Below are 12,025 nucleotides of genomic sequence, written 5' to 3' on the forward strand. Positions count from 1 at the left end.
GAGGCGAACATCTTATGTCACAGACTCAACCTGGAGCAGAGGCCACAGAGCGTACACCCGAGCAGCAGGAAGCACTGCATGCCATTGAGCGTCTGGTCGCATTTGCCTTACAGAAAAAACTGATCGAGGAAGCGGATTACGATTATAGCCGCAATCTGCTGATGGAACAATTCGGATTCTCAGAGCCATACGCCGGTGAACCGGATGCTACAATCCCTGAGAGCCCGCAGAGCATGCTGGACACGTTAATTGATTATGGATATACCATTGGACTCATTCCTGAAAATAGCGACACGTTCCGTGACCTGCTGGATGCGAAAATTATGGGTCATCTGATGGCGCGCCCATCAGAAGTTGTGCGTGCTTTCCGCCATACGGAGCAGACGGAAGGCATTGAGGCGGCAACATCGCAATTTTATGACTTGTCCATTAACTCGAACTACATCCGAATGGATCGCGTATCCAAGAACGTCTATTGGACACAGGATACCGCTTATGGCGAGATGGAGATCACGATCAACCTTTCGAAGCCGGAGAAAAGTCCAAAGGAAATCGCTATGGCGAAGTTGCTTCCACCTCCGGTATATCCGAAATGTCAGCTATGTCGTGAAAATGTAGGTTATGCTGGGCGGGTGAATCACCCGGCCCGCCAGAATCTGCGTGTCATTCCGCTGCAACTTAATAACGAGCCGTGGTTGTTCCAATACTCACCGTACGTGTACTACAATGAGCACTGCATTATTTTCCATCATGATCATGTGCCGATGAAATTGACGAAGGATACCTTGCGCAGATTGCTTGCCTTTGTTCAGGAATATCCGCACTACTTTATCGGGTCTAACGCCGATCTTCCAATCGTGGGCGGTTCCATTCTGACCCATGACCACTTCCAGGGTGGACGTCATACGTTTGCCATTCAAAACGCACAGCCAGAAGCGGTCTTCCGTCATGCGGATATGCCGGGGCTGACACTTAGCCTTGTCAAATGGCCCATGTCCGTGATGCGTCTGCATTCACATGATCCTGCGGAATTGCTAGAAGCGGGTAATGCGGTCTACGAAGCATGGAAGGTGTATAGTGATTCCACGGTGGAGATCGAAGCCTTCAGCGAAGTAGACGGAGAGAAGGTCCCTCATAACACGGTAACTCCGATTGTTCGCCGCAGTGCGGATGGTGGGTTTGAGATGGATCTCGTTTTACGTAACAACCGTACAAATGACGAGCACCCAGAAGGCATTTTCCACCCACATCGCGAGATGCATCATCTGAAAAAAGAAAACATCGGCTTGATCGAAGTCATGGGACTGGCTATTTTGCCGGGACGTCTGAAGCAAGAACTGGACGGCATTGCCGATATCTTGGCGGGAAATACAGAGCTTGCAGAAGCTGCCCAGACAGCTGATCATGAACTGAACAAACATTTACCGTGGACAGAAGAGTTGAAGCAGGGGCGTCGCTCCAGCTTGACGAAGGAAGAAGCGGTTACACTTGTACAACAGCAGGTAGGTTTGAAATTCTCCGAAATTCTGGAGCATGCAGGTGTGTACAAACATGATGAAGCTGGACGTCAGGCATTCCGTCGCTTCGTAAGCAGCATGGGCTATACCGAGTAAGGAGACCATATGGCATCCGTTCAATTGAGAACGGGTGCTTTTTGGCATGGTTAGAGATGTATAATGGAGTAAGGAACGAAAGAAGAACAGTTAGAATGACCCACACTACATATGGAAAGGGGACAATTCATATGGAAAAGCAGCCGCTTCATCTTCCATTTATCTCAGATGCCAAGGAACTTAAAAGCATGGTTGGGGAATCCAGCGAACGTGTGCGCAATAAAGTCATCTCGTTTGTCGATTCGCATGTTCAGTCGTTTATCGCAAAGTCACCGTTGTTCTTCTTGTCCACTTCGGATCAGGATGGAAAATGTGATGTATCACCGCGTGGGGACGAACCCGGCTTTGTTCGTGTATTGGACTCTTATAGACTGGTATACCCGGAACGCCCGGGCAATCGCCGAATCGATTCCTTGTTAAACATTTTGTCAGATCCAGGTGTGGGCATGTTGTTTGTGATTCCAGGATTAAATGAAGTACTTCGCATTAATGGAACAGCTCGGATTACAAAAGATGAGGCGTTTATTACAAGCATGAACTGGGATGGTAAAACCATTGGAGCAGCTGTCCTTGTGGAAGTGGAGGAATGCTTCATCCATTGTCCACGAGCGTTTCATCAGGCAGGATTATGGGATGCCGAAACATGGGCAAAATCCGAAGAGTTGCCATCGGTGAATGAGCTTCTTCAGGCACATCTGAAGATCAATGGATTGAACTAAAGTGAGCGGCTATCGATTTGTTTTTCTATAAAAGGGGGACTATAATTGAGGTTGCACTAAAAACTAAACTCCATTGGAGGCGATTATAGATCATGAGATCTTTTCAATTTTATAACCCAACTCGTCTAATCTTCGGTAAAGGCCAGCTCGAAGCGTTGAAAACCGAAGTGCCGAAATATGGCAAACGGGTTCTGCTTGTATATGGCGGTGGAAGCATCAAACGCAGCGGACTGTATGAGCAAGTGCTTGGGTTGCTCAAGGAAATCGGAGCAGAAGTAACGGAGCTTGCAGGTGTAGAGCCGAATCCGCGTCTGTCCACTGTACATAAAGGCGTGGACTTGTGTAAAACGAATGGCATTGAGCTCATTCTTGCTGTTGGCGGCGGTAGTGTACTTGATTGTGCCAAAGCGATTGCCGTTGGGGCGAAATACGATGGAGATATGTGGGACTTTGCACAGCGTAAAGCTGTTGCACAAGATGCACTTCCACTCGGCACAGTGCTTACCATGGCAGCAACCGGTTCAGAGATGAACTCCGGTTCCGTAATCACAAACCAAGAAACACAAGAGAAGCTCGGTTGGGGCAGTGCGCATTCTTTCCCAGCATTCTCGATTCTTGATCCAGTAAATACCTACACGGTGCCGAAGGATCAAACGGTATACGGTATGGTGGACATGATGTCTCACGTGTTGGAACATTATTTCCATCTGGACCCAAATACACCTGTTCAACTCGGTTTCTGCGAGACGATTCTGCGTACCGTCATGGATGCAGCGCCTCGTTTGGTGGATGACCTTGAGAATTATGAGTTGCGTGAAACGATTCTGTATTGTGGAACAATGGCGCTTAACGGCGTGCTGAACATGGGACTTGCAGGAGACTGGGCAACGCATAATATCGAACATGCAGTATCTGCGGTTTATGATATCCCGCATGGCGGCGGACTTGCAATCCTGTTCCCGCACTGGATGAGACATAACGTCGATGTGAAGGTAGATCGTTTCAAACGTCTTGCGATCAACGTGTTTGACGTGAACCCAGAAGGCAAATCCGACAGACAGATTGCCGAGGAAGGCATTGATGCTCTCAGCAAGTTCTGGACATCCATTGGTGCACCAAACCGTCTGGCTGACTATGATATTGATGACAGTCAGATCGAGGTCATGGCGGATAAAGCGATGCTATTTGGGCCGTTCGGTAACTTCAAAAAGCTGCAACGTGAAGATGTGGTATCCATCTACAAAGCTTCGCTGTAAATGAAATAAGGAGCTTGGTGTATAAGCTTAATATTCATTGGACTACTGATATAAACGCAAGTCTCCTGTTGGAGGCTTGCGTTTTTTTAATGCCTAAACTACTACGAATCACTTCTGTATCCCACACTGTGAATTCGCATGGAATAGAAAAATGGAGCAATCCTGAATATTATGATGCTAATACCCATTAGCGGCTTCTCGATACAACTCAGGAAAGATTTTGAAACATTATGCCTAGATGTACGTATTTATTTACATGTGGGATGCACAGTTGGGAGAAATTGCAGCGGAGAGGAGGAAGAGGGGATGGAAGCAATCTATTGGGGATGTCTCATCGGAGGAGCCGTTTTTGCCATTGTGAGTCTGGTGCTAGGTGACTTGATTGACGGTTTGCTGGATGGTGCTTTCGAAATGCCTGGTGTTGATTTTTTTAAACCTGTTGTACTGGCGGGATCCATCACTGCTTTTGGTGGAGCAGGCATACTACTGACGCGGTACAGCTCTCTTAGTGTGATGTCGAATCTGATCTTATCCCTGCTGATCGGTATTGCTGCAGCCATGCTGGTATTTTTCGCATATATCAAGCCGATGCGTAACAGTGACGTTTCAATTGGTTTTTCCATGAAGGAGTTAGCGGGCAAAATTGGTGAAATCACGATTCCGGTACCGGCAAACGGATTTGGTGAAGTCATGATTCGTTTTGCATCGGGCAACACCATTCAGACAGCGTCCAGCTTCGAACAGCTTCCCATTGCGGTGGGGGCACGAGTGGTTGTCATCGATGTGGTGGACGGCGTATTACGCGTATCCGAGTGGGAAGAAGATGTACTTAAGGATGTCTAGGTCAGTGAAATTTCCTAATCATGTCGGGAACTGACGGTAGCGGAAATGATTTTTTATACTTACGAGATAAGGGGAGAGATGTGAATGGGGAATCTGGATTGGGATGTATTGTTAATTCCTGTCGTGGTTGTTGGTGTGATTTTGATTCTGGGTTTAGCTTTCTGGGCCAGATACAAAACGGTAGGTCCTGATGAAGCGATGATTGTAACCGGTTCATTCTTGGGTAGCAAAAATATTTCAGAAGATGAGTCTGGACGTAAAATCAAAATCGTGCGCGGTGGCGGTGCGTTCATCCTGCCTGTGTTCCAGCAGTCTGAATTTATTTCGTTGCTGTCACACAAGCTCGATGTCTCCACTCCTGAAGTATACACGGAACAGGGTGTTCCAGTTATTGCTGACGGGGTGGCGATCATCAAGGTCGGAAGCGCTGTAGAAGACGTTGCAACGGCTGCTGAGCAATTTATCGGCAAACCGGTTGATGCGCTGAGGGGCGAAGCACAGGAAGTGCTGGAGGGGCATTTACGGGCCATTCTCGGTACGATGACAGTGGAAGAGGTATACCGGAACAGAGATCGTTTTGCTCAAGAGGTTCAAGGCGTGGCAGCCCGGGATTTGAAAAAGATGGGTCTGCAGATCGTTTCCTTTACCATTAAGGATGTCCGTGATAAGCAAGGGTATTTGGATGCACTTGGTAAACCGAGAATCGCAGCTGTGAAACGGGATGCCGAAATTGCCGAAGCGGAAGCGATGCGGGATGCACGGATTCAGAAGGCAAATGCTGAAGAGCAAGGACAAAAAGCAGAGCTGCTTCGTGATACCAATATTGCTGAGGCAGCCAAAGAGAAAGAACTGAAAGTCGCAGCCTTTAAACGTGATCAGGATACAGCCAAGGCGGAAGCCGATCAGGCGTATCATATCCATGAAGCGCGTGCTAGACAAACGGTTGTTGAAGAACAGATGAAAGTTGAACTCGTACGTAAAGAGCGTGAGATTGACCTGCAGGAAAAAGAAATTACGGTGCGTGAAAAACAATATGATGCGGAAGTGAAGAAAAAAGCGGAAGCAGATCGTTATGCCGTTGAGCAGGCTGCGGAAGCGGATAAAGCAAAACGGATGCGTGAAGCCGACGCAGTTCAATACTCCATCGAAACCCAAGCCAAAGCAACAGCCGAGCAGAAACGACTTGAGGGTCAGGCCATTGCGGATGCTGAACGGGCTAAAGGTACAGCTGATGCAGAAGTTATTCGTCTGCGCGGTCTTGCCGAAGCCGAAGCCAAAGAAAAATTGGCTGAGGCGTTCCAGAAGTTTGGCGAAGCTGCGGTACTCGATATCATTGTCAAAATGTTGCCTGAACTGGCTGGTAAAATCGCTGAGCCAATCTCCTCGATTGACAAGTTGACGGTAGTAGATACAGGTAAAGGTGAGGGGGCTGCGCGTGTCAGCAACTACGTCACGGAACTGATGGCGACTGCACCTGAGATGTTGAAAAGTGTGTCAGGCATCGATGTGGAGCAACTGATCAAAGGGTTGACCAAATCGAAAACAGCTTCACCAGTCGCCGTGCATTCGAGTGAATCAGTAAAACAGACGTCACCTATTATCGAGAGCATTGTAGAGCGTAGTGATAGTAAAGAGTAAGAACTGGCAACGTAATTACATGGCGGGTCTATTGACCTTAAGGCGAATTTTTGTTACTTTTTAAGCGAGACGTCCGGCGCGGTTTGCCCGCTCCGGATGTTTTTTGGTTTGGTTGAAGATGTGTCAGGCACATCCAAGATGGTGTGAAAAAAAGAGGTGCAAAAATGAGCAGCCTGCATGTAGATAAAGCGTTAAATAATAATGTAATTATTGCACAGCATCCTGAGCACGGCGAAGTTGTGGTCATCGGAAAGGGCATCGGATTTAACCGGAAGCCGAATGATGATATCCCACTGACGGCTGTGGAGAAGATGTTTATTTTGAAAAACCAGCAGGAGCAGGAGCAATACAAGCAACTCCTTCCGCAGGTGGATGAGGCTTTAATCGAGATTATTAACGAAGTCATTACGTATATCGCAGAGCGTACGGACGTTCCGCTTAATGAACATATTCATATTGCCTTAACGGATCATATCTCTTTTGCGCTGAAACGCAAAGAGCAGGGTATTATCATTCAAAATCCTTTTTTATATGAGACAAGAGAGATTTATCCAGACGAGTACCGTATGGGAGAATATGCAGTTCGTTTAATTAAGGAAAAGATGGACGTAGATCTCGGCCAGGATGAGATCGGGTTTGTTGCTTTGCATATCTATAGTGCGATGACAAACCAGAATATCTCCCAGGTGCGGGAGCATTCTCAATTAATTACGGATCTGGTGAACCTGGTTGCAGACCAACTCGACTATTCCTTCGAAACGCAGTCTTTGGATTATTCCCGTCTGTTAACTCATCTTCGGTTTGCCCTGGAACGTGTGCGCCGTGGAGATAAGGTGGAGGAACTGCACAAACTGGATTCCTTGCTCAAATTAGAATACCCCGAAATGTACTCGCTTGCATGGAAGCTCACTAAAGTGATGGAAAAGCGCTTGAAGCTGCCTGTATATCCGGCAGAAGTTGGTTATTTAACCATTCATCTGCAACGGCTGAATCAGCGGAAAGAAGAAGAGAATAAGTGAAATCATGTCAGAAATTTTAGCGGAATTACGTTTTTTTCTGTAAAGGCTTGCAATGCGTTTGAAGTGGTGCTACAATGGTGACCGTAATCAAGCAACTGAATAAACATAAGCGACGTGTTACTGACTCGATCAGGCATGAGTTAATTAGAGTGTGATTGTTCTACCTTATTAGGGGTATGCTATACCCCAAGGTTAGCACAGTTCACTTTTATTAGTTCATGCCTTTTTTGTGTTCCCTTGCTTGCATCACGACCTACAGATTTGAAACGAAAGGAAGAATACAACGCCATGTTTAAGAAGCTTTTTGGTGTATTGCAAAGAGTAGGTAAAGCTCTTATGTTGCCTGTAGCGATTCTGCCAGCTGCTGGTTTGTTGCTCGGAATCGGTAACATGCTGGTGAATCCTAACTTTTTGGAGTATGCACCGATATTAGATCATCAATGGGTCAACGGCTTCGCAACAATTATGATGAATGCAGGACAAATTGTATTTAACAATCTTGCACTGTTGTTCGCGGTTGGAGTTGCGATCGGTCTCGCTGGTGGAGAAGGGGTTGCTGGGTTAGCTGCGATAATTGGATACCTAGTAATGAATGTAACTCTTGGGACAGCTGTTGGTGTTACGCCTGCATTAGTTAATTCTGGAGCAGGGTACGCTAATATTTTGGGAATTCCTACACTTAGTACAGGAGTGTTTGGAGGTATTATAGTTGGTGTGCTAGCTGCAACAATGTATAATCGTTTCTTCAAAATTGAGTTGCCTTCTTATTTAGGGTTTTTCGCTGGGAAAAGATTTGTGCCTATTGTTACAGCAGTAGCCTCAATGTTCCTAGGGTTATTGTTAGTCGTCGTTTGGCCGCCAATTCAACAAGGTTTGAATGCAGTCTCATATCTGATGGTTGATTCAAATCCAACACTGGCAACGTTTATTTTTGGTGTCATTGAAAGAGCGCTGATTCCGTTTGGACTCCACCATATTTTCTATTCACCTTTCTGGTTTGAATTTGGTGAATATGTAAACAAGGCGGGGCAAATTGTAAAAGGGGATTACAATATCTTTTTTGCACAATTAAAAGATAACGTAACCTTGACTGGAAGCACATTCCAAGTGGGGAAATATCCTTTTATGATGTTTGGACTTCCCGCTGCTGCTTTAGCAATGTATCATGAAGCTAGACCCGAGCACAAAAAATATGTTGCAGGTATCATGGGTTCAGCTGCTTTAACATCGTTTCTAACAGGTATAACTGAACCATTAGAGTTCTCATTCCTGTTTGTTGCACCTGTATTGTTTGGTATCCATTGTTTGTTTGCAGGATTGTCATTTATGACAATGCAACTCCTAAATGTTAAAATTGGAATGACTTTCTCAGGTGGGTTAATTGACTTCTTAATCTTTGGTGTGTTCCAGAACCGTACACCATGGTGGGACGTTATTATCGTCGGTTTGATCCTTGCAGTGATTTATTATTTCGGTTTCCGATTTATTATCCGCAAGTTCAACCTCAAAACACCTGGACGTGAAGAGGCATCTGCAGAAATGGCATCCGGCGGTTCTTCAGGTTCCACGGACGATCTGCCTCACAATATCCTTGAAGCCTTTGGCGGTAAGGAAAATATTAAACATCTAGATGCATGTATCACTCGTCTGCGGATTGAAGTGAATGAGAAATCCAACGTGCAAAAAGATCGTCTGAAGCAATTGGGTGCATCTGGTGTGCTTGAAGTGGGTAATAATGTTCAAGCCATCTTCGGAACACGTTCCGATACGATCAAGTCCCAAATGCAAGATATCATTGCAGGACGTACACCTTCACCAACTCCAGCCGCTGACGTTAAACCGACTCCTGAAGAGGAGAAGGCACAAGGAGAACAAGGTGAACGCATTGTGGCAGAGGATATCGTGATGCCAGTCAATGGTGAACTGATGGATATTACGAACGTACCTGACCCGGTCTTTGCTGAAAAAATGACAGGTGACGGGTTCGCCATATTGCCACATGACGGAACGATTACATCCCCTGTGTATGGTAAAGTGTTTAATGTATTTCCAAGCAAACACGCTGTAGGCATTATGTCTGACGGCGGTAAAGAAGTGCTTGTACACATAGGTGTCAATACGGTGAAACTGAAAGGCCAAGGTTTCAACGTACTGGTTCAGGAAGGTGACCTGGTATCTGCAGGGCAACCGATCATGGAAGTGGATCTGGAGTATGTCAAAGCGAACGCTCCATCCATCATTTCTCCGGTGATATTCACCAACCTGCCAGAAGGCTCTACCGTCACTTTGAAGAAGAGTGGCGTGCTCAAAGTTGGCGATCAGCCGATCATTGAGATAAAATAAGAACTGTTCCAACGATGGCAAGCAAGTGTAAATATACGCAATGCCTAAACTAAACTACCGAAAGCGAGATGATTGTAATGCAACAAACATTCAGAATTACAGACGAAGATGGTATCCACGCACGTCCGGCAACTGCCCTGGTTAATACAGCAAACAAATTCAAAGGTGCTGAATCCTTCGCAGAAGCTAACGGCAAAAAAGTAACATTGAAATCCATTCTGGGCGTTCTTTCCCTCGGTCTGGAGCAAGGTGACACCATCAGCATCATCGTTGAAGGTGAAGGCGAAGCTGAAGCACTTCAAGCTTTGACAGACGTTATGGTTAACGAAGGGTTGGGCGAAATTAATGCTTAATGTTTCCGGGATCGCGGCTTCGGCGGGTATTGCTATCGCCAAGGCGTTTATCTTGGAGCATCCTGACTACTCTGTAGAAAAACGCCAGATTAACGACGTTGACGCAGAGATCGCTAAACTTGACTCGGCGCTGGGTAAATCCCGTGCTGAGCTTGAGGCGATCAAAGAGCGTACTTTACAAGAGCTCGGCGAGAAAAAAGCAGAGATTTTTGCATCGCATTTGCTCATCCTAGATGACCCGGAACTGATTGATCCGGTGAAAGCAAAGATTGCGGATGAAATGGTGAATGCCGAATTCGCACTGAATGAAACAGCTTCCCAGTTCATTTCGATGTTCGAAAACATGAAGAGTGCATACCTGCAAGAACGTGCTGCGGATATGCGTGACGTTACGAAGCGTGTGCTAAATCACTTGCTTGGTATCGACTTCATGAGCCCTGCTGAAATCAGTGAAGAAGTGATTGTGCTTGCAGAAGATTTAACACCTTCTGACACAGCCCAATTGAACCGTCAATATGTTAAAGGGTTTGCTACCAACATTGGTGGACGTACTTCTCACTCTGCCATCATGGCTCGTTCCCTTGAGATTCCGGCTGTTGTTGGAACAAAAGACATTCTGGCTCAAGCGAAACAAGGAGACCTGATCATTGTTGATGGTCTGGATGGTCAAGTCCTGGTTAACCCTACGGACGACGTCGTTGCTGAATACCGTGCCAAACAGGAACAGTATGATGCACAGCGTGCGGAGTGGAGAAAACTGCGCGACGAACCAACCGTTACAGTGGACAACGTTCATGTGGAACTGGCTGCTAACATCGGTACACCAAACGATGTTACAGGTGTTCTGGAGAACGGCGGGGAGGCTGTAGGCCTGTACCGTACAGAGTTCCTGTACATGGGCAGAGACAAGCTTCCTTCCGAGGATATTCAGTACAATGCTTACAAAGCGGTACTCGAAAAAATGGAAGGTAAACCTGTCGTAGTTCGTACTCTCGACATCGGCGGAGACAAAGAGCTTCCTTATCTGGATCTGCCAAAAGAAATGAATCCGTTCCTCGGCTTCCGCGCAGTTCGTCTGTGTCTGGACCGTCTGGATATCTTCCGTACCCAATTGCGTGCATTGTTACGTGCAAGTGTACACGGAAACTTGCGTGTCATGTTCCCTATGATCGCAACACTGGGTGAATTCCGTGAAGCCAAAGCTGTCCTGCTCGAAGAGAAGGAAAAGCTGGTTGCTGAAGGTATCGCTGTTTCAGACAGCATTCAACTCGGGATTATGGTCGAAATTCCATCAACAGCTGTAATGGCGGATCAATTCGCCAAAGAAGTGGACTTTTTCAGTATCGGTACCAACGATCTGATTCAGTACACGATGGCTGCTGACCGGATGAACGAGCGTGTATCTTATCTGTACCAACCATACAACCCAGCAATTTTGCGTTTGGTCAAAATGGTTATCGATGCAGCGCATCGTGAAGGTAAGTGGGCTGGCATGTGCGGTGAGATGGCAGGAGACGAAACAGCAATTCCATTGTTGCTTGGTCTTGGACTGGATGAGTTCAGCATGAGCGCAACTTCCATTCTGCCAGCGCGTAGCCAGATCACCAAATTGTCCCGTGCGGACATGCAGGAACTGGCTGCCAAAGCTTTAGAAATGCAAACCGCTGAACAAGTGGTTGAACTCGTTCAAAGCATTCAAGCGTAATTTTGCCGGGGGTTCCTCCGGGTTTAAGGTCTTTCTTTTTCCATAAAGGGCTGCGTACATGCAGCGATATTGCCGGTATCTACGATTCAGTGGATATCGGCTTTTTTTTCTATAAATGTCATAATATAAAAATTTATAATTGAATTTTTAAATTTTATATGGTATATTATAGGAGGTTAATTATTAAATATTGGGAGGTAAGTATGATGAAGGAATTAATGAGAGAATTGGATTTGAATGAATTAGACCTTTTTGAAGGTGGAGACAATGCAGCTGGAGCTGGTGTTGGTGGTAGTAGCGGCGGTAGTGGTATTGGAGCAGCTCAATGTGCATATTTCTGGACATTGTGTGCGAGCACAGCAAGTGAAAGATGGGGATGTGGAAGTACTGCAGCAAATTGTGAATACTTCCGTAAATACTGTTAAAACCATATAGTCATAATAACTAAAAAGAAATTTCATTTAATATGAAATTTCTTTTTAGTTATGAATTTTAATATTGATTGATTTGCGGTTAATTAATAATTTGATAAATAA

10 protein-coding genes are annotated in these 12,025 nt (G+C 45.9%); all 10 read left to right on the forward strand.

Annotated features, from left to right (window positions below; translation table 11 throughout):
- Positions 1 to 14 precede the first annotated feature (14 nt).
- The 10 genes from ABIE27_RS00395 (at position 15) to sunA (ending at position 11,914) form a co-directional block, all read left to right on the forward strand.
- The gene (locus tag ABIE27_RS00395) at positions 15 to 1,613 is read left to right on the forward strand and encodes a UDP-glucose--hexose-1-phosphate uridylyltransferase (protein WP_123066338.1); all 1,599 of its coding nucleotides are present in this window, start codon (positions 15 to 17) and stop codon (positions 1,611 to 1,613) included.
- A 131-nt stretch (positions 1,614 to 1,744) separates the two neighbouring features.
- Positions 1,745 to 2,332, forward strand: a complete 588-nt coding sequence (locus ABIE27_RS00400; RefSeq protein ID WP_123066339.1) for an MSMEG_1061 family FMN-dependent PPOX-type flavoprotein — start codon at positions 1,745 to 1,747, stop codon at positions 2,330 to 2,332.
- A gap of 92 nt (positions 2,333 to 2,424) precedes the next feature.
- Entirely contained in the window at positions 2,425 to 3,588 is a 1,164-nt protein-coding gene (locus tag ABIE27_RS00405; RefSeq protein WP_123066340.1) for an iron-containing alcohol dehydrogenase, read from the forward strand.
- A gap of 306 nt (positions 3,589 to 3,894) precedes the next feature.
- Positions 3,895 to 4,431 carry a protease gene (locus ABIE27_RS00410; RefSeq protein ID WP_123066341.1) on the forward strand — a complete coding sequence of 179 codons (537 nt, stop codon included), beginning with the start codon at positions 3,895 to 3,897 and terminating at the stop codon, positions 4,429 to 4,431.
- 84 nt (positions 4,432 to 4,515) lie between these two features.
- Positions 4,516 to 6,069, forward strand: coding sequence for a flotillin family protein (locus ABIE27_RS00415; RefSeq protein ID WP_123066342.1), 1,554 nt, complete (start codon positions 4,516 to 4,518; stop codon positions 6,067 to 6,069).
- Positions 6,070 to 6,233: 164 nt separating this feature from the next.
- On the forward strand, positions 6,234 to 7,088 hold the full coding sequence (gene glcT, locus ABIE27_RS00420; protein ID WP_429349656.1) for a glucose PTS transporter transcription antiterminator GlcT: 855 nt from the start codon (positions 6,234 to 6,236) through the stop codon (positions 7,086 to 7,088).
- A gap of 288 nt (positions 7,089 to 7,376) precedes the next feature.
- Positions 7,377 to 9,431: a glucose-specific PTS transporter subunit IIBC gene (gene ptsG, locus ABIE27_RS00425; RefSeq protein ID WP_123066344.1), complete on the forward strand. Its 2,055-nt coding sequence runs from the start codon at positions 7,377 to 7,379 to the stop codon at positions 9,429 to 9,431.
- Positions 9,432 to 9,508: 77 nt separating this feature from the next.
- Positions 9,509 to 9,784, forward strand: coding sequence for an HPr family phosphocarrier protein (locus ABIE27_RS00430; RefSeq protein WP_036617010.1), 276 nt, complete (start codon positions 9,509 to 9,511; stop codon positions 9,782 to 9,784).
- Positions 9,777 to 11,489 (forward strand): phosphoenolpyruvate--protein phosphotransferase, encoded by a 1,713-nt coding sequence (ptsP, locus tag ABIE27_RS00435; protein ID WP_123066345.1) that lies wholly within the window; start codon positions 9,777 to 9,779, stop codon positions 11,487 to 11,489. Before ABIE27_RS00430 ends, ptsP begins: the two co-directional genes overlap by 8 nt.
- Positions 11,490 to 11,695: 206 nt before the next feature.
- Positions 11,696 to 11,914 carry a sublancin family glycopeptide gene (gene sunA, locus ABIE27_RS00440; RefSeq protein WP_161557016.1) on the forward strand — a complete coding sequence of 73 codons (219 nt, stop codon included), beginning with the start codon at positions 11,696 to 11,698 and terminating at the stop codon, positions 11,912 to 11,914.
- The last annotated feature ends 111 nt before the right edge of the window (positions 11,915 to 12,025 follow it).

Origin of the sequence: Paenibacillus sp. 4624, from assembly GCF_050435065.1 — a bacterium.
Lineage (GTDB): Bacteria > Bacillota > Bacilli > Paenibacillales > Paenibacillaceae > Paenibacillus > Paenibacillus amylolyticus_D.

Bases quoted from the DNA above. Each gene is read 5' to 3' on its own strand.
- ABIE27_RS00395 (WP_123066338.1), top strand. From the start codon at position 15: ATGTCACAGACTCAACCTGGAGCAGAGGCCACAGAGCGTACACCCGAG.
- ABIE27_RS00400 (WP_123066339.1), top strand. From the start codon at position 1,745: ATGGAAAAGCAGCCGCTTCATCTTCCATTTATCTCAGATGCCAAGGAA.
- ABIE27_RS00405 (WP_123066340.1), top strand. From the start codon at position 2,425: ATGAGATCTTTTCAATTTTATAACCCAACTCGTCTAATCTTCGGTAAA.
- ABIE27_RS00410 (WP_123066341.1), top strand. From the start codon at position 3,895: ATGGAAGCAATCTATTGGGGATGTCTCATCGGAGGAGCCGTTTTTGCC.
- ABIE27_RS00415 (WP_123066342.1), top strand. From the start codon at position 4,516: ATGGGGAATCTGGATTGGGATGTATTGTTAATTCCTGTCGTGGTTGTT.
- glcT (WP_429349656.1), top strand. From the start codon at position 6,234: ATGAGCAGCCTGCATGTAGATAAAGCGTTAAATAATAATGTAATTATT.
- ptsG (WP_123066344.1), top strand. From the start codon at position 7,377: ATGTTTAAGAAGCTTTTTGGTGTATTGCAAAGAGTAGGTAAAGCTCTT.
- ABIE27_RS00430 (WP_036617010.1), top strand. From the start codon at position 9,509: ATGCAACAAACATTCAGAATTACAGACGAAGATGGTATCCACGCACGT.
- ptsP (WP_123066345.1), top strand. From the start codon at position 9,777: ATGCTTAATGTTTCCGGGATCGCGGCTTCGGCGGGTATTGCTATCGCC.
- sunA (WP_161557016.1), top strand. From the start codon at position 11,696: ATGAAGGAATTAATGAGAGAATTGGATTTGAATGAATTAGACCTTTTT.